The 17,676-nt window shown below is 72.7% G+C and carries 9 protein-coding genes; 5 read left to right on the forward strand and 4 right to left on the reverse strand.

Features of this window, described 5'->3' with window-relative positions:
• Positions 1 to 4: 4 nt before the first annotated feature.
• On the reverse strand, positions 5 to 997 hold the full coding sequence (locus tag ACWDRB_RS08930; RefSeq protein WP_355195768.1) for a sugar ABC transporter substrate-binding protein: 993 nt from the start codon (positions 995 to 997) through the stop codon (positions 5 to 7).
• 148 nt (positions 998 to 1,145) lie between these two features.
• Between ACWDRB_RS08930 and ACWDRB_RS08935 the strand changes: the two genes are divergently transcribed.
• Both ACWDRB_RS08935 and ACWDRB_RS08940 read left to right on the forward strand, forming a co-directional pair.
• Entirely contained in the window at positions 1,146 to 2,102 is a 957-nt protein-coding gene (locus ACWDRB_RS08935; RefSeq protein ID WP_449892543.1) for a carbohydrate kinase family protein, read from the forward strand.
• Positions 2,103 to 2,161: 59 nt separating this feature from the next.
• On the forward strand, positions 2,162 to 5,347 hold the full coding sequence (locus ACWDRB_RS08940; protein ID WP_449892544.1) for an NACHT domain-containing protein: 3,186 nt from the start codon (positions 2,162 to 2,164) through the stop codon (positions 5,345 to 5,347).
• Positions 5,348 to 5,362: 15 nt separating this feature from the next.
• Here the strand turns inward: ACWDRB_RS08940 and ACWDRB_RS08945 are convergent, their stop codons facing one another.
• From ACWDRB_RS08945 to ACWDRB_RS08955, 3 genes are read right to left on the reverse strand one after another with little or no spacing between them, the layout of a single operon-like run.
• Complete coding sequence (locus ACWDRB_RS08945; RefSeq protein WP_449892545.1) at positions 5,363 to 9,439, reverse strand: TIGR02680 family protein; 4,077 nt, start codon at positions 9,437 to 9,439, stop codon at positions 5,363 to 5,365.
• Complete coding sequence (locus ACWDRB_RS08950; RefSeq protein WP_449892546.1) at positions 9,436 to 10,644, reverse strand: TIGR02678 family protein; 1,209 nt, start codon at positions 10,642 to 10,644, stop codon at positions 9,436 to 9,438. The genes ACWDRB_RS08945 and ACWDRB_RS08950 overlap by 4 nt, the downstream gene beginning before the upstream one ends.
• The gene (locus ACWDRB_RS08955) at positions 10,641 to 12,242 is read right to left on the reverse strand and encodes a TIGR02677 family protein (protein WP_449892547.1); all 1,602 of its coding nucleotides are present in this window, start codon (positions 12,240 to 12,242) and stop codon (positions 10,641 to 10,643) included. Before ACWDRB_RS08955 ends, ACWDRB_RS08950 begins: the two co-directional genes overlap by 4 nt.
• A 310-nt stretch (positions 12,243 to 12,552) precedes the next feature.
• Between ACWDRB_RS08955 and ACWDRB_RS08960 the strand changes: the two genes are divergently transcribed.
• The 3 genes from ACWDRB_RS08960 to ACWDRB_RS08970 all read left to right on the forward strand — a co-directional run bounded on the left by ACWDRB_RS08960 (position 12,553) and on the right by ACWDRB_RS08970 (position 17,630).
• Complete coding sequence (locus ACWDRB_RS08960) at positions 12,553 to 13,959, forward strand: alpha/beta hydrolase (protein ID WP_449892548.1); 1,407 nt, start codon at positions 12,553 to 12,555, stop codon at positions 13,957 to 13,959.
• Positions 13,960 to 14,097: 138 nt separating this feature from the next.
• A complete protein-coding gene (locus tag ACWDRB_RS08965) occupies positions 14,098 to 16,824 on the forward strand; it encodes a Na+/H+ antiporter subunit A (RefSeq protein WP_449892549.1) in 2,727 nt (908 codons plus the stop codon).
• Positions 16,821 to 17,630 carry a Na(+)/H(+) antiporter subunit C gene (locus tag ACWDRB_RS08970; protein WP_363974616.1) on the forward strand — a complete coding sequence of 270 codons (810 nt, stop codon included), beginning with the start codon at positions 16,821 to 16,823 and terminating at the stop codon, positions 17,628 to 17,630. Before ACWDRB_RS08965 ends, ACWDRB_RS08970 begins: the two co-directional genes overlap by 4 nt.
• Positions 17,631 to 17,676: the final 46 nt, after the last annotated feature.

The following is a 17,676-nucleotide window of genomic DNA, read 5'->3' on the forward strand; positions in this document are numbered from 1 at the left end:
CATGTCAGCCCCAGCAGTTGGCCAGGCCGAAGGCCGTGTCCTTGGCCTCGACGCCGGAGACGGACTTGTCGGTGATCAGGGTGACGCCGGTGTCGGTGTAGCCGGAGGCCTTCTTGCCGGTCTTGGCGAACTCCGACACCGCCTTGACGCCGTCCTCGGCCATCTTCAGCGGGTACTGCTGGCTCGTGGCGGCGATCTCGCCCGACTTCACGGCCTTGGTGCCGGTGCAGCCGCCGTCCACGGAGACGATCAGCACGTCCTTCTCGCGGCCCTTGGCCTTCAGCGCCGTGTACGCGCCCAGCGCCGCGGGCTCGTTGATCGTGTAGACGAGGTTGATGTCGGGGGCCTTCTGCAGGCAGTTCTCCATGGCGGTCTGGCCCTTGGCCTGGTCGCCCCTGGTGTCCTGGGAGCAGACGACGGACGGGTCGCCCTCAGCGATCCCGTACCCCTTCAGGAAGCCGTCGTGCCTGAGCTGGCCGACGGTGATGCCAGGGGCCAGGTCGAGGGTGGCGATCTTGGCGGGCTTGCCGGCCATCGCGGCCTTGGCGTACTGGCCGATCAGCTCGCCGGCCTTGAGGTTGTCGGTGGCGAACAGCGCGTCCGTGGCGTCCTGCGGGTCCGTCGGCGTGTCCAGCGCGATGACGAGCACGCCCGCGTCGCGGGCCTTCTTGACGGCGGGCACGATGGCCTTGGTGTCGCTCGGCGTGATGAGGATGCCCTTCACACCGGCGGCGACCATGTTCTCGATGGCCGTGATCTGGGAGGCGTTGTCGCCGTCGAACTTGCCGGCGGCGGTCATCAGCTCCATGCCGTTGGCCTGGGCCGACTTCTGGGCGCCCTCCTTCATCTTCACGAAGAACGGGTTCGTCTCGGTCTTGGTGATGAGGCCGACCTTGGGCGTCGCGGAGGAGCTCTGCCCGGCGCCTCCGCCCCCGCCGCCACATCCGGTGACGAGAAGGGCGGTGACCAGGAGTCCGGCCGAAATCTTTGCATTCATGGGCGGTTCCTATCAGGGGGGACCCGATGTCATCGTTGACATATGTCAACGTTGACATCCGCTGTGCTGCGATGATGGACTCCCATCCGAGAAACGTCAATGCCCCCCTGCCGTAACAAATCGGCAACGTGCCTGAAAGGCAGGCTCGATGATCGCTGTCCTGGGCGAGTGCGTCGCCGACGGCTTCACCTCCCGCTCCCCCGGCGACCACCCCCCGACCGAGAACGGCGGGGAGGCGATGGAGCTGGGGTTGCGGGTGCTGCCGGGCGGCGGGCCCGCGAACACGGCGGTGGCGCTGGCCCGGCTCGGGACCCCCACGCGCTTCCTCGGCCGCGTCTCCGGCGACGTGTTCGGCGAGCTGTTCCGCCGCCACCTCGCCTCCTCGGGCGTGGACCTCTCGGCCTCCGTCGACGCCAAGGAGCCCAGCACGCTCGCCGTCGCCGCCCTCGACGCCGGCGGCCAGGCCGAGTACACCTTCTACGCCGACGGCACCGCCGACTGGCAGTGGACCCCGTACGAGCTGGACCTGGACCGCCTCGGCCCGGTCTCTTGCCTGCACACCGGATCGCTCGCCCTGGCCAGGGAGCCGGGCCGGACGGCGGTGGAGGCCTTCGCGCGGGAGGCCGCCGGGCGCGCCACGATCTCGATCGACCCGAACGTCCGCCCCAGCCTCGCCTCCCTGGCCGACTACCCGGTGTCGCGCTGGTGCGAGTGGACCGACATCCTCAAGCTCAGCGCGGACGACCTCGACTTCCTGCTGCCCGGCGTGCCGATGGAGCGTGCCTGCGACACCTGGCACGCCGCCGGCGCCCGGCTGATCGTCGTCACGAGGGGCGCGGCGGGCGCACTGGTGTCCCTGGACGGCGAGCGCGCTTCGGTGCCGGCGCCGGAGGTGAACGTGGTGGACACGGTCGGCGCGGGCGACTCCTTCACGGCGGGCCTCCTGCACAGCCTCGCCGCCAAGGACCTCCTGGGCGGCCGCCTGGACGGCCTGGATCTGGGGACGGCGGTGGAGGCGGCCGAGTTCGCGGTAAGGGTGGCGGCACTGACGTGCTCGGTCGCGGGCGCCAACCCGCCCTGGACCGATGCTCTCCGAGCAACCTGAGGGGCGAGGCAGGCGGCGATCGGCCACACTTGGCCCATACACGCAGCAGTGGAGGTGTCATGCGCCGCGACCCGGACCTGACCTATCGCGGCGCGCTGGCGATCCTCGGCCATCATGACCGCCCCCGGATAGACCGACTGAACAAGCTCCTGGGCGGCGCCATCCTGGCCGCCGGAGCCGTGGCTCTCGGCGGGGCGGCGCTGCCGCCGCTGGCGGCGTTCGCGGCGGTCTGGGGCTGGGTGGACCAGAAGAACGAGGCGGTCTCGCTGCTTCGTGCGGCCCTGGACAGCGCCGCTGACCGACTGCTGAGGCTCTCCGGCTACGAACGGCATCGGCTGATCTGCGCCGCCCACACCACGATCGTCGCGGCGGCGGTCTTCGAGGCGTGGCGCGAGCACCTGAGGGCGCCGCTCGCCAAGCGGCCCCGCCTCACGGACGCCGAAAAGCTCCAGCTCATCACGCCTACCGCCCGCGACGCCCACGAGCACCTGATCGACGCCCTTTATGACATCGAGGTGCCCGCGCCCTCTCCCGCCCGGGGATTCGAGGAGAACATCCCAGCACTGCGGGATTGGATGATCGCGCCTCACCTGCGCTTCCTGGGGCTCCTCACCGCGCAGGCCGGCACCTCGCTGCAGGTGAACCTGGAGACGGTCCTCGATGCCGCGATCGAGCGTTACCGGTCCCACTACCTGTCGCTCTGCGCGACCGTGCCGGAGTTCCTCGTCTGGGCGAGCCTGGGCGAGCACGCCGCCACGAGGACCGCGGTCACCGGCGTCCGCGAAGACGTCCGCACCGCGTTCGACAGCCACTCCGCCGCCCTCTCCCGTCTGGAGCAGGTGCTGGAGTCGATGGCCGGCGACCGCCGGGAGGAGCCCGACCTGTGCGCCGTCATGAGCCGGGCCAACCGGGGCGCGTTACGCGAGCACATCGTCGCGGAGGACGCGGTGCTGGCCACCCCCGAGCTCACCTTCCCCGCGCTCGAGGAGTCCTTCGTCGATCCCCGCTACCGGATCAGTCTGGGCGGCAAGGACCAGAAGCTGGCCGACGAGAGCTGGTGGCGTGAGCAGCCGGTGTTCGGCGACCTCGACCTCCGCTTCGCGGCGCACCTCACCTCGCCCCAGGCCACCCGAGCGCCGTTGCTGCTGCTCGGGCACCCGGGAGCGGGCAAGAGCTCCCTGACCAAGATGCTCGCCGGACGACTGCCCGCCTCCGCCTTCACCGCGGTGCGGGTCCCGCTGCGCCGGGTCGGCGCCGAGGCACCGGTGCACGACCAGATCCAGGAAGCGCTCGACCTGGCCACCCATCGCCGGGTCGACTGGTGGGAGCTGGCCCACCAGAGCCGCGACACCATCCGCGTCGTCCTCCTGGACGGCCTCGACGAGTTGCTCCAGGCGGCCGGTCACCGAGGCGGCTACCTGCAGGAGGTCATGGCGTTCCAGCGTCAGGAGGCCGATCAGGATCGCCCGGTCGTGGTGATCGTGACGTCCCGGACGGTGGTCGCCGACCGGATCACCGTTCCGGACGGGACGGTGGCCGTCAAGCTCGAGGAGTTCGACGAGGACCAGATCTCGGCCTGGTTGCGGGTGTGGAACTTCGCCAACAGGGGCGGCACCTCGCGTGCGCTGACCCACGGGGCGGCCATGCGCCATCCGGAGCTGGCCGGACAGCCGCTCCTGCTGCTCATGCTCGCTCTGTACTGCGCCGATCCCGGGGCGCCCGCGCTCGACGACGGGCTCTCGACCGCCGACCTCTACAGAAGGCTGCTGGACACCTTCGCCCGCCGGGAGATCGAACGCACCAACAAGAAGCTCTCCGGCCATCGGCGTGAGGAGCTCGTCCGCGAACAGCTGTGGAGACTGGCCGTGGCGGCGTTCGCGATGTTCAACCGTGGCAGGCAGAACGTGACGGACGCCGAGCTGGGGGCGGACCTCCTGGCGATGGACGAGCAGGCCTCCTCGTCGAGTCGCACCGACGAGGTCGGCAGCCGGCTGATCGGACAGTTCTTCTTCGTCCACACCGCCGAGGCCCGCGCGCCCGGTGCCGACCCGCGGCAGAGCTACGAGTTCATGCACGCCACCTTCGGCGAGTACCTGATGGCCGCACAGACCATCGAGCTGCTCGGCGAGCTGGCAGCCGAGTCCCCGGTCCGGCGTGGAGCCCGCGACCTGAACGACAACCTCCTCTTCGCGCTGCTGTCGCACCAGCCGCTGTCGAACCGGCGGACCATCCTGACGTTCGTGGAGGAGTTGGCCGACGAGTTGCCGGCGGAGCAGCGGGGGCGGATCGCCGGCGCTCTCACGGCACTCATCGCGGGCCATCGCAGAAGGTTCGGCTCGGAGCGGTACGCCGACTACCGGCCGACCCCGACGGACCGGGTGCGGCAGCTGGCGGCCTACTCGGCCAACCTGGTCACGCTGCTCGTCCTGGTGCGGAATTTCGTGTTGCTCGACGATCTCTGGCCGGAAGGAGAGAACGAGCGGGCCCGGTGGCGATCCATGGTGATGCTGTGGATGTCGGGCCTCGACACGGCCGGAAGGCAGTCGATCCTCAGCACGTTGAGGTTCGACGGCGACTCGGTCGAGATTTCGGCGCAGCCGAATGCACAGCTGGTAGCCGATGCCCCGGATGTCATGTACGCACGCCTCATCGGGGACACCGCCCTGGAGAGGCGGCTTCGGTTCGGCCACAGCTCGGTCGGGGGCCTTCAGTACTCCAGTCCCGGCGACTCGTGGGCCGACATCGTCAAGAGCTCCATCAGCGCGCTGCTCACCAGCCCCGGCCGGCAGGGACACCTGGTTCTGGTCGACCCAGGCGACGATGTCGGCGACGAAGAGCTGGAGAAGGTGCTGGATCAGCTGGCGACGCTGCTCAAACAGTGCAGCCGCCTGCTGACGACCGCGTCGGCGGCGGACGTCGTCCGGTGGACGGACCGGGTCGGCCGCGGCAGGAGACCGGACCCGTACGCGATGGCGGCCGTGCTGTGCGCGCATCCGGCGCTTGCCGACGAGATCCCCTGGCTCGCCGAACCCGAGACCTATGCCGACGCGGCCGGCGTCGCCTTGCTGTTCAGGCTGGCAGGGCCGGAATCTCCGGCCCTGGCCTCGCTCGGCGCACAGCTCGATCCCGGGGTTGCGGGCGCCGACGACGCACTCCGGCAGTTGCTCGCGGCCTACCGGTTGGACGGCACGCTCGACGGCGCCGACCTCGAGCAGACCCAGAGCGTGATCATTCAGAATGATTAGCACCCTCGGGAACGGTCATTCCGTCGGGACCGTACGGTAGCCGTTCCAGACGAAGCGGGCGGTCGTCACCGCGTCGTCACCGTCGCCGGTGATGAGCTGGTGGACGGCGATCCCGTCGAGCTCGCGGTACTCGCACCACTCGTGGTCGGACGTGAGCACCAGGTCCAGCCCCAGGTTCACCAGCAGGTCGAACACCTGCCCCCGGTTCGTCCTGTCCACCCCCACGAACACCTCGTCCAGCAGGATGAACCGGGGACAGCCCGGGTCGCTCTGGTAGTGCGCGGCCACGGCGGCGAACAGTGGCAGGTGCAGCGCGATCGCCTTCTCCCCGCCGGACAGCGCCCCGTGCAGCTTCCTGGTGAGGTCCTGCCAGCCCTGCCCGTCGCCGCGGTCCAGCCTGACCACGAACCGGTGCCAGGCCGTGTAGTCGAGCACCTTCATGAGCTGGTCCTCCCAGCTCGCCGACGAGTTGTCGGCCCGCGCCTCCTCCACCCGGTCCCTGAAGAAGACGTACAGGGCCTCCCTGTCGGCCTCGTCCAGCCCGGCCGGGTCGCGCAGCAGCAGGTCGCGGGCGGCCCGGGTGCCGGGCGACTGCGTGGGATCGACCTGCCACACCAGGCGGACGGCCACCCGGGAGGCGGTGCGGACGCGTTCGAGGCGCTGGTTCATGCCCTCCACCAGCGCGGTCGCCTGCCTGATCCGGTCGGCGAGGTGCCGCCGCGTGTCGCCGGCCAGCGTCCGGTCGAACAGGTCCCGCTCCGCCTCCGTGATGTCCGAGCGCCGCTCGTCGCGCTCCTTGCGCAGCGCCTCGTTGAGGGCGGCGGCCCCAGCCCGGACGCCGGCGACGGTGGCGGTCAGCAGCTGGACGTCCTCGTCGGGCGTCAGCTCCAGGTCCGCGCGGTCGGCGAGGATCTCCCTGGCGTGGTGGAAGGCGTCCAGCAGCCGCGCCTCCGCCTCCTTGACGTTCTTCTGCTCGTACGGCACCGCCGCGAGCTGCTCGGCGACGTCCCTGGCCGAGACCAGCACGGCCCGCACCCCGGCGTCGCGCGCCAGCTCGATCGTCGCCCGCGCGTCCGCCGCCAGATGCCCGGCCGTCAGGCCGCGGAAGCGTTCGGACACCTCGTCCCGCACCCGCCCCGCCTCGGCGTGCTTCTCCTCGGCCGTGCCCAGCTCGCCCCTGAGCTCGCCGAGCCGGGCGTGCATGCGGGCCAGGTCGTCGTTGACCGAGCGGATGAGGCGGCGGCAGGTCTGGTACGCGGCCTGCGTCTCCTGGAGACGCTCCAGCACGCGCAGGTGCTCGGCGCCGACCGTGGACTCGACGGCCGCGAGCTTCTCCGCCAGCGTGACGGCGCCCGCCGCGGCGTCCTCGGCGCGTTCGACGGCCCTGACGGCCAGGTCCTGGTATTCGCCGGCGGTCTCGGCGGTGTGCTGGGCGCGCTCGGCGGCGGCGCGGGCGTCGGCGCGCCGGTCGTGCCAGGCGGTGCCGGTCGTCTCGGCGGTGCGCAAAGCCTCTTCGAGGTTGTCGAGCGCGGGCGGCGCGGTGGGCAGGGCGTGGCCGGCCGCCAGCTCGGTGAGCCGCCGCAGCGTCCTGCCGACCTCCTTCTCCCGGTCGTGCAGGCGCTGCTCGTAGGCCCTGAGCTGGTCCTCGAGCAGCGCGACCTTCTTCACCGCCCCGTCGAGCGCGTCGAGCGCGTCCGCGTACGGCCGCCGGGCGGGCCGGCGCCGCAGCTCGGCGGCCAGCGTGTCGCGGTCGGCGTCGACCACGGCGAGCAGGTGGTCGCACTCGGCGACCGTGCCCGCGAGCTCGCCGAGCCGGTCGTCCAGCTCGGCGACGCGGCGGCGCCTGGCACGCTCGCGGGCGGTGGCGCCGATGTAGGAGGGTTCGGGCTTGACCCAGCGGCCCGCGGCGGGTCCGAGCCGCCAGGTGCCGTCGGCGCCGACGACCGCGGGGTGGTCGACGCCGATCGCGCTGGGCGCGAACGCGATGCCCGCCAGCACCGTGTCGGCCTTGACCGGGGAGTCCGCCTCCGTGAGCAGCACGTGGGCCAGGCTGTAGCCGGGCGCGGGCTTGGCCAGCGCGGCCACCGCGAACGCGTCGTGCTCCCCCGCGTCGAACCCGCCGTCCGGACGCAGCCACAGGTCCAGCAGGCCCGCCGCCTCCAGCGCCGCCTCCACGCCCGCCTGGGCGACGGGGTCGAGGCCCGACCTGAACGCCACGGCCCGCCACAGCGGGGCCCCCGGGCGTCCCTTCCTGGCGGCCATGTCGCGGGCGTGCGTGGCGCGCGGGTCGAGGACGGTCCGGTCATTGAGGCGTTCGCGTTCGCGGATCAGCTCGCCGCGCTCGGCCAGCAGCTTGTCGCGCAGGCCGGTCAGGTGCTGCTCGCGGGCGGCCAGCTTGACGGCCGCCGCCGTACGCGCGGCGCCCACCAGCTCGTCGGCCTGCTCGAACCGCTCCGCCAGACCCGCCGGCTCGTCCGCGTCGAGCTTGAGCTGCGCGCAGCCGGCCGCCCATTCGGACAGGGCCGCGGCCAGGTTGGCGGCCCGCTCGTCGCGCAGGCTCTCGGCCGCGTCGTGGGCGGCCTGGGCGGCGGCGAGGTCGTCGCGGGCGCGGTCGCGGTCCTGCTCGGCCGCCGTGCGGCGGTTGATGGCCTCCTGATGCTCGACGGCTCCGGCGCGTACCTCCCGGATCTGGGCGGCGCGGCTGGTGACGGCGGCCCGCAGCAGCTCCCGGGCCCTGTGCACGGCGCCGGCCCCGTCAGCGGCGCGGACGGCCTGATCACCCTCGTCCGGCTCCGGGCCGGATCCGGCCCGGTCGGACTCCTCGTGGGCGGCCAGCAGCCCGGCGCGTTCGGCCGCGTGGCGGGCCTCCGTCCTGGAACGTTCCGACAGCGCGGCGGCGGTGCGGGCGGCGGCCTCGGCCAGCGCCGACAGCTCCTGCTTGGCGGCGGCCGAGCGGGCCGCCGCCCCCGCCTGGTCGCGGAGCAGGGCAGCCGTCTCGTGGGCGGCCTGCGCCTCCATGCGGAGCCGGTGCAGCTCGGACCCCGCCCGGTACGCCTCGCTCTCCTTGAGCCCGTCGATCTGCGCCGCCAGCGCCAGCTCCTGCGCCTCCTCCTCCCCGAGCCGCACGGTCGTGGCGTTCAGCTCGCCCTCGACCTCCTTGAGCGCCTCGCGCTTGGCCTTGGCCTCGGCCGCCAGCGAGTCGAGGGTGTGGCCCGCGGACGTCACCGCGGCCGCGGCGGCGCGCAGGACGCGCTGCGCGTAGCCGCGCTGGCGGCCCGCCAGCCGGTCGGCCTCCTCGACGTCGCGGTCGAGCAGGCGCAGCTCCTCGCGCTGCCGGTCGAGCCGCTCGAACCCCTCGGCGATCTCGTGGATCTCCCCCTCGCCGAGCGGCGGCAGAGCGCTCGACAGCAGGTCGGACAGCAGGCCCGGGTCGAGGCGTTCGGAGAGCTTGGGGGTGCGCAGCTGGCGCAGGGCGGTGAGGAGCGAGTCGTAACGCTGCTCGTTGAGCGCGCGGTAGAGCGTCTGGCGCACGACGGCGCGGTAGGCGTCGGCGGACTCGTGGACCTGGCCCGACGTGCCGAGCTCCTCGGCGAGCTGGGCCTTGGTCAGGGGCTGGCCGCCTTCGCCGGTGAGCCGGATGCCGTCGGGGGCGTCGACGCGGGCCTCGGTCGTGAAGTATGTGGCGGTGACGTTCTTGGTGTGGACGGTGGCCTGAAGCCGGGCGCCGCACGTGAACCAGCGCCCGTCGGCATGCCGGAACTCCAGCCACACGTACCCGACCCGGGTGGTGCCGGTGGCGCCGTCGCCCATGAGGTTCCAGTGCATGGTGCGCTCGGTGCCGCCGAACGTGGACAGCCTGCTCGGCTTGAGGCTGGCGTCGAGCACGTACGGGAGCAGCAGCTCCAGCACCTTGGACTTGCCGCTGCCGTTGGGCCCGCGCAGCAGCAGCCTGCCCCGGTGGAACTCGAACACCTCGTCGTAGTAGCGCCACACGTTCAGGATCCCCGCGCGTACGGGCACCCAGCGGGCGTCCATGCCCTGCGCGGCACGCGTGCCGGTGGTGAGTGCGGCGGTGAGCTCCGTGACTGTCATGAATCCTCCTGGACGGCCGAGCCGCGATCGACCCGGTAGCGGGCCGCGGCAGGCAGGGCGGCGACCCGGTCACCCGTGCGGCGGGCCAGCCCGAACAGTTCGAGCACCTCCAGCGCGTCGGCGGCCAGCCGCGGCCCGCCGCCGTCGGACTGGTACGCCTTGGCCCACTGCGGGAAGCGGCGCAGCAGCTCCGTGGCCTCGGCGTCGACCCGGGCGGCCCGGACGGGACCGGCGGAGACGAGCAGGTCGAGCAGGAGCAGGGCGGCCACCTTGGCGTGGCTTCCGTCGTCGGGGAACTTGGTGTCCGTGGCGGTGGCGTCGGCGTCGATGAGCAGGAAGCCCTCGGACCGTTCCTCCAGCACGAACCCGGCCTCCTCCGCGGCGCGGCGGATGATCCGGCGGCCGGTGAGCGAGGCGGCGTAGGCCGACTGCTCGGGGGTCAGCTCGTCGCGGTAGACGACGGGCTCGTCGAGGAGGCGGCGCATGAGGGAGTGCCTGGCCCACAGGTTGCGCTGGGTCTCGGTCGGCTCGTCGCCGCCGTAGCGGGGCTCGGTGGTGAGCGTGCCGAGCACCCGGCCCATCGGGTCGTCGCCCTCGGCGGCGATGCGGGACGGGGGCACCGGGGCGGCGAGGAGCCTGATCACGCGGGTGGTGTCGACGCGGTAGAGCACCTTGGCGTCCTCGTCGTCGAGGTAGGAGTCGGTCGCGCCGTCCATGGCCGTGATCACGCCGTAGTGCTCCAGCTGTTTGAGCGCGTCCACGAACGCGGCCCGCTCCTCGCTCCTGACCGGGTCGAACGCGGGCACCCCCGCCTCCACGGCGGCGGCCTGGACCACGCGCTGGGCGAGCATGCCGATCGTGGTGACCGGCGAGGTGAGCAGCTCGGCGGCGCAGAGGCAGAGCAGCGTGTAGCGGCGGCGGTCGAACGGGGCCCTGGTGGTGCGGCGGCGCCGGGCGGGCCGGGTGGCGCTCGCCTCGGATCTGACCTTGACGAGGCGGGCGTACCCCTGGCGCGGCTCCACCACGAGCCGCCAGCCGCAGAAGTAGTCGAACCACTGGATCAGCGGCTGCCGCCGCTTCCTGATCAGGTCGAAGGCGGCGGCGTCGTCGTGCAGGGACACGAGCGGCCGGCCGAGCAGGGTCCTGATCGCCCGCGCGATCTCCTCCTTCTCGGCTCTGACGAGCTGGTTGGCCAGGCTGCTCATGCGCCCGCCGCCTGCTCGTGGTAGGCGGGGGAGCCGCCCACGCGGGCGAGCCCCAGGGAACGCACGTCGATGAGGTAGTCGGGCCCGCGGAACCAGCCGTCCGACGTACGCAGCACCGCCACCGCGCCGTCCTCCGGGGCCCGCAGCACGATCTCCACCCGCCCGTCCGAGGTCACGGCCCGCCGGAACCCGGTCGAGTCGGGCCGCTCGGCCAGGGCCCTGCCGAGCAGGTCGAGCAGGCGTCCGAAGGTGTCGTGGTCGAGCTCCCCCAGCTGCGACAGCCGGGTCGCCCCGGTGGTGGCCAGCGCCGACCAGGCGGCCTCCAGTTCGGCCCGCTCCTTCCCTGCCAGTTCCTGGCGCTCGGCCCGCAGGGCGATGACGTCGCGCACCTTGCCCGTGCGGCCCATCCGCTCGGTGCGCCCGCGCGAGCGCAGCAGCGCCGACACCTCCACGGGCTCGGCCTCCCGCCACGGCACCCCGGCCGGGATCAGCTCCGCGTCCGCGTGCCCCAGGTGCGCGTGCCGGGCGGGACCGAGCCCGAACGCCGCGTCCCACAGCCGGTGGGCGTCATCCTCGCTCGGGGCGCCGGCGAACCAGCGGGCCAGCGTACGGAAGTCGGCGGCGGCGCTGGAGGAGCGTCGGCGGGAGTCGGTGATCCGGTCGAGCACCTGCAGCAGCGACACGATGGCCTGCCGCGCCACGTCATGGAGCCGGCGGATCCGCGGCTCCCCCCAGTCGTCCGGCCCGCCGTCCGATCCGTCGGTCGGCCTGTCCTCGGGCGCGAACCACCGGCACAGGCCCTCCCACCTGGCCGCCCGCGCCGCCAGCCACGGCGTGACGTGATCCGTGCCCGGCGCCTCCGGCAGGTCGGCCCCGTCGAGCGCCCGCGCGTGCAGCACGGCGACCCCGTGCCCGGCCACTCCGCGCAGGGCCGCGGCGATGGTGTCGCCGCGCTGCTCCAGATTGCTCACGAACTCCTGCAGGTAGGCCACGGTGGCCCCCTTGACCTCGTGGAACGTGGTGAGGTCGGTCCCCTCGACGCGCAGCAGCCGCTGCAGCTCGCCGTTGAACTGCCTGGTGTTGTCGCGCAGCCCGTCGAGGTGGCCTTCGAGCTCCCGCAGGCTCGCGAAGATCCGCCGGTTGCGCCCGGGGTCCGGATCACGCAGCAGCGACTCCAACTCCCCCAGCCGGTCGGCGATGGCGTCGAGCACCGCGGTCTGCAGCGCGCCGGCGGAGGCCAGCACCGCCATCGCGTGCCGTACGCCGGCGAAGGCCGCCTCGCCGCGCCTGGTCAGCGAGTACTGCAGGTTCTTGCGCTCGTACTCCTCGGCGGTCGCGAAGCTCCCGGCGTGGTTGAAGATGACGTCGAGCAGCCCCCACCCCGCGAGCTGCTTGAGCGTCGCGGTCAGCTCCTGCTCGCCGACCGGCGCGTACCAGCCCACCGCCCGCAGCCGCTCCCGCGCCGCCTCCACGGTGAGCGCCGTCTCCAGCCGCTCGCCGGCCTCGCCGAAGGCGTAGAGGACCGCGGTGTTCAGGTCTGCCCGGTCGGTGGTGGCGAACCGGAACATCTCCGGCGGCACCCGTGGCGGCTCAGCCATCGCCCCGCTCCCCTCGCCGCACGATTTCCACGCGCGCAACCGTAGCGGGAAGCCCTCATGACCCGACCCCGGTTTGCGCGAGGATCACCGAGGGCACGGCGCGCGCATGGGAACGGGGGCCGGGATGGCGGAGTTCGGTACGACACGTCCCCGCGCCTGACGCGGGATCGGCGCGTTTCGGCGCCCGAGCACTACCATCCGATTACCTTGTCGAGGGCGGCGCATGGGCGAGCCCCGGATTCGCGCTTGCAGACGATCTATTCCAGCGCCCTTAAAGGCCGCCGCAAGCTTTCACATTCACGTTCTATTCATGCGACGTCTAATCACCATCATTTCGCCCGCCATCGCAGGCTTGATCGCCGCCGCCGGTCTCGCCGGGCCGGCGCGGGCGACCGGGCCCGGCGGGCTCGACGCTTATTACGGTCAGCGGGTGGCCTGGTCCTCCTGTGGCAACGGATATGAATGCGGGAAATTGCGGGTCCCGCTCGACTATTCGAAGCCCGGCGGCAGGCAGATCAAGATCAGCCTGGTCCGGTTGCGCGCCACCGGAAAGAAGATCGGGTCGATCGTGCTCAACTTCGGCGGCCCGGGCATCTCCGGCGTCGATTCGTTGAAGGCCGCCAAGACCATGGTGTCCCCTTCTCTCAGGCAGCGGTTCGACGTGGTCAGCTTCGACCCGCGGGGCGTGGGCGCCTCGGCTCCCGTGCGCTGCCTCGGCACGCTGGGCCTCGACGCGCTCTTCGCCACCGACCCGACGCCCGACAACCGCACCGAGGTCAAGCAGGCCAAGCAGTGGGCCAAGGCGTTCGCCGGCGCCTGCGCGAAGAACGCGGGCAAGCAGCTCCTCGCGCACGTCGGCACCGGCGAGGCCGCCAGGGACATGGACGTGATGCGGGCCGCGCTGGGCGAGCGGCGGCTGACGTACCTCGGCTGGTCGTACGGCACCTACCTCGGCGCCAGGTACGCCGACCTGTTCCCCACGAGGATCCGCGCCATGGTGCTCGACGGCGCCGAGAACCCGAACCAGACCGGCATCGAGTTCGCCCGGTCACAGGCCAAGGGCTTCCAGGTGGCGACCGAGTCGTTCATGCGCGACTGCTTCAAGGCCAAGGACTGCCCGTTCAAGAAGCACTCCGTCAGCGCGGCCTGGAAGCGGCTGGACGCGCTGTACAAGCGGGCCGACCAGGCGCCGCTGCGCAACACCTACGACGGCCGGCAGGTCAGCGAGGCCGTCGCGCGGACCGGCGTCATGAACGCCCTCTACGCGGTGGCCTACTGGCCGACGCTGCGGGTCGCGCTGGCGGACGCGTTCAAGGGCGACGGCACGAAGCTGCTGCTGCTCGCCGACGACTACAACGGCCGGCGGGCCGACGGCAGCTACGACAACCGGTACGAGGCGCTCATGGCGATCAACTGCCTCGACCACCCCGAGTCGCGCTGCCCGTACTGGCCGGTCAAGGGCACCAGGTTCGCCAAGAAGGTGCGGGCCCAGGGCTCGCCGCCGATCGTGGTGGTGGGCACGACCCGCGACCCGGCCACGCCGTACGGCCTGGCGAAGGCGCTGGCGTCCCAGCTGTCGAAGGGCGTGCTGCTGACCAACGACGCCGACGGGCACACCGCGTACAGCGGCGGTTCGAGCTGCGTGGAGAAGCAGATCGACCGCTACCTGATAACGGTCGTCCCGCCACGGCCGGGGGCGTGCTCCGCCAAGGTGTGAGTCCGCTGTTCCTCCAGTCCCACACCACGGTGTGGGACTGGTGTCGTTCGGGTCAACCACGGCCGCGCCTGCGGGGCGCGCGTGCCGTGCCGGGAGAGATTGGCGGACGTAGCCGGAAAAGTCCCTCCCGAGGAGCCCATGGAGTCGCTGCTGGTCCTGCACGCGGTGGCGGCGGTGTGCGCTCCCTGGCTGGTCAGGCGCACGTCCCTGGCCGTGCTCGCCCTTCCCCCGGGCATCGCCTTCCTCGCCGTCCTGCTGTGGCTGCCCCCGCGGGAGAGCGCGGTCTGGGCGCCCGTGCTGGGGCTGGAGCTGTCCTTCCGCGCCGACGCATTGGCCGTGCTGATGATGTCGCTGGTCACCGGCGTGGGCGCACTGGTCATGATCTACAGCTCCCGCTACTTCAGCCGGGACGACAAGGGGCTCGGGCGCTACGGCTGCTTCATGACGGGCTTCGCCGGGTCGATGCTGGGGCTGGTGGCGGCCGACGACCTGCTCCTGCTGTACGTCTTCTGGGAACTGACCACCGTCTTCTCCTACCTGCTCATCGGGTACGACCCCGAGAGCAGGCTGAGCAGGCAGGCCGCCATGAAGGCGCTGATGGTCACCACGTTCGGCGGCCTGGCCATGCTGGCGGGGTTCGTCCTGCTCGGGCAGGCCGCGGGCACGTACCGCGTCTCGGACATCGTCGCGCACCCGCCCCACGCGGGCCCCGTCGCCGTCGTGCTCATCCTGGCCGGCGCGCTGTCGAAGTCGGCGATCTTCCCGTTCAGCATGTGGCTGCCGGCCGCCATGGCCGCCCCCACCCCTGTCTCGGCCTACCTGCACGCGGCCGCCATGGTGAAGGCCGGCGTGTACCTGCTGGCCAGGCTCGGCCCCGCGCTCGGGGACCTGACGGTCTGGCGGGCGGTGGCGGTGCCGCTCGGCCTGGTCACGATGGTGCTGGGCGGGTGGCGGGCGCTGCGCGAGACGGATCTCAAGCGGCTGCTCGCCTACGGCACGGTCGGCCAGCTCGGCTTCCTCACGGTGCTGTTCGGCTCGGGCGACGGGGGCGCGGCGCTGGCCGGCGTGGGCATGCTGCTGGCGCACGCGCTGTTCAAGGCCGCGCTGTTCCTGGTGGTGGGCATCGTCGATCACGCGGCGGGCACCCGCGACCTGCGCGAGCTGAGCGGGGTCGGCCGGGCGATGCCGTGGGTGTGCGGGGTCGCGGTGCTGGCGGGGGCGTCGATGGCGGGGCTGCCGCCGCTGGCGGGGTTCGCGGGCAAGGAGGCCGCGCTGGAGGCGCTCATGGGCGCGCCGGTCGTGCCGGCGGGCGTGGTGGCCGGGTCGGCGTTGACGGCGGCGTACACGCTGCGGTTCCTGTGGGGCGCGTTCTGCGACAAGCCGGGGGTGGCGGCGCGGCGGACGCATCGCATGCCCGCGGCCATGACGGGACCTGCCGCGCTGCTGTCGCTGCTCGGGCTGGTCCTGACGCCGTTCGCCGGATGGTTCGCCTCCGCCTTTTCTGGATATATCGGGACATTTCGCATTAAGGGGCATGACGTCCATCTGGCGGCGTGGGGCGGCTTCACCCTGCCGCTCCTGCTGTCGGCGGTGTCGGTGGCGGCCGGGGTGGCGCTGTTCCTGTCCAGGGAGCCCGTGGCCAGGGCGGGGGCGGCGCTGCACGTGGTCGACTCCGGGCAGGTCTTCTGGGCGCTCGTGCAGCGGCTCGACCGCTTCGCCATCCAGCTCACCGGCTTCATCCAGCGCGGGTCCGTGCCCGACTACCTGACGCTCACCCTGCTGGCCGCGGTCGGCGTCGGCGTGTTCTCCCTCGCCTCCGGCGGCCCGCCACACCTCGGCGTGCCCGTCGTCCTCTGGCAGCGCCCCGAGCAGCCCGTCGTCGCCGTCCTGACGGTGGCGGCGGCCGTGCTGGCGCTGTTCGCCCGCGCGTTCATCCTGCTGGCCCTGGTCGTCGGCCTCACCGGGTACGGCACGGCGCTGCTGTTCCTCGCGCACGGCTCGCCCGACCTGGCGCTCACCCAGTTCCTGGCCGAGACGGTGAGCCTGGTCATGTTCGCGCTGGTGCTGCGGCGGCTGCCGCTCGGCCCGGTCAGGGGGCGGCTGCCGTTCCCGTTCAGGATGGCGCTCGGGCTGGCCGTGGGGGTGGTGGTCACGGGCGCGGGCATGCTCGCGATGGGCGCGCGGACCGCCGAGCCGGTCGGCGCGCACCTGGAGGCGGCCGCCGGGGAGGCCGGCGCCAGGAACATCGTCAGCGCCCTCATCGTCGACCTGCGCGCCTGGGACACCATGGGCGAGAGCACGGTGCTCGTCGTGCTGACCCTGGGCGTGACGAGCCTGGTGTTCCTGCGGCGCAGGTCGTACCACATCGAGCCGGTCGCGGGGCCGCCCGCCGAGCGGACCCGCTGGCTGTCGGCCACGCTGCCGCGCGGGCAGCGGGCGCTGGCGTTCGAGGTGGTGGCCCGGCTGACGTTCCACACGGTCCTGGTGCTCTCGGTGTTCCTGCTGTTCATCGGGCACAGCGAGGTCGGCGGCGGGTTCGCCGGCGGCATCGTGGCCGGGCTGGCGATCACCGTGCGCTACCTGGCGGGCGGGCGGAACGAGCTGGCCGCCGCGCTCCCGGTGCACGCCGGGGTGCTCATGGGCGCCGGGCTCACGCTGTCGGCGGGCACGGCGCTGATCGGGCTGCTGTTCGGGCGGGCGGCGCTCGACCTGCTGACCGTGGACGTGAGCGTGCCCCTGGCCGGGCACCTGCACGTGTCCACGGGGCTGCTGTTCGACCTCGGCGTGTACGTGTCCGTCGTCGGCATGGTCCAGGACATCCTGCGCTCCCTCGGCGCCGAGCTGGACCGGCAGGAGAGCATGTGACCGTCACCCTGCTGCCCTTCCTGGCCTGCTTCGCGATGGTCGCCACCGGGGTCACGCTCCTGCTGGAGCGGAGCCTGGTACGGGTGCTGGCCGGCGTCGTCCTCCTGGGCAACGGCGTCAACCTGCTGATCGTCACCGCGGGCGGCGACCCGGGCGGCCCGCCCTTCGTGGACGTCCGCGGGCGGGCCGACCCGCTGCCGCAGGCCATGGTGCTCACCGCGATCGTGATCACCCTGGGGGTGACGGCGTTCCTGCTGGCCCTGGCGCACCGGTCGTGGCAGCTGTCCGGGAGCGACGAGGTCCAGGACGACACCGAGGACCGCCGCGTACGGCTGCGCGCCCGGCGCGGCGAGCTGAGCGACGCCGTGCGCGCCCGGCGGGACGCCTACCGGCGGCTGGTCGCCGAGCAGCGCGCCGAGCTGGCCAAGCTCGCGGCCGAGCAGGCCGAGCGCGAGCGGCTGCAGGAGGCCGACCTGGAGCAGCGCATCTCCAGGGTGCACGACGAGCTCGAACGGTGGATGCACGAGCGGCGGCAGGAGGGGCTGACCGAGGAGGAGGTGCACCTGCGCTTCGAGGAGGCGGGGCGGCGCGAGGACGCGGCCGCCCTGGACAACGCCGAGCGCATCGAGCAGCTGCGCGAGCAGCACACGCGGGGGCGGGAGGAGCAGGCGGCCAGGGAGCGGGCGATGCGGAGAAAGCTCAAGGCACGGCAGCGGGAGGCGCGCAGGCAGATGCGGGCGGCCATCAGGGAGGAGCGGGAGCGCCAGGCCCTCGCGCAGGACCCCGAGCTGGAAGGCGAGGACTGACCATGAGGAGCCGCGTGCCCGGATCGGAAGGCGAGGGCTGACCGTG

The sequence above is a fragment of the Nonomuraea sp. NPDC003707 genome (assembly GCF_053587055.1).

Bases quoted from the DNA above. Each gene is read 5' to 3' on its own strand.
- ACWDRB_RS08950 (WP_449892546.1), bottom strand. From the start codon at position 10,644: ATGAGCAGCCTGGCCAACCAGCTCGTCAGAGCCGAGAAGGAGGAGATC.
- ACWDRB_RS08940 (WP_449892544.1), top strand. From the start codon at position 2,162: ATGCGCCGCGACCCGGACCTGACCTATCGCGGCGCGCTGGCGATCCTC.
- ACWDRB_RS08965 (WP_449892549.1), top strand. From the start codon at position 14,098: ATGGAGTCGCTGCTGGTCCTGCACGCGGTGGCGGCGGTGTGCGCTCCC.
- ACWDRB_RS08935 (WP_449892543.1), top strand. From the start codon at position 1,146: ATGATCGCTGTCCTGGGCGAGTGCGTCGCCGACGGCTTCACCTCCCGC.
- ACWDRB_RS08955 (WP_449892547.1), bottom strand. From the start codon at position 12,242: ATGGCTGAGCCGCCACGGGTGCCGCCGGAGATGTTCCGGTTCGCCACC.
- ACWDRB_RS08960 (WP_449892548.1), top strand. From the start codon at position 12,553: ATGCGACGTCTAATCACCATCATTTCGCCCGCCATCGCAGGCTTGATC.
- ACWDRB_RS08930 (WP_355195768.1), bottom strand. From the start codon at position 997: ATGAATGCAAAGATTTCGGCCGGACTCCTGGTCACCGCCCTTCTCGTC.
- ACWDRB_RS08945 (WP_449892545.1), bottom strand. From the start codon at position 9,439: ATGACAGTCACGGAGCTCACCGCCGCACTCACCACCGGCACGCGTGCC.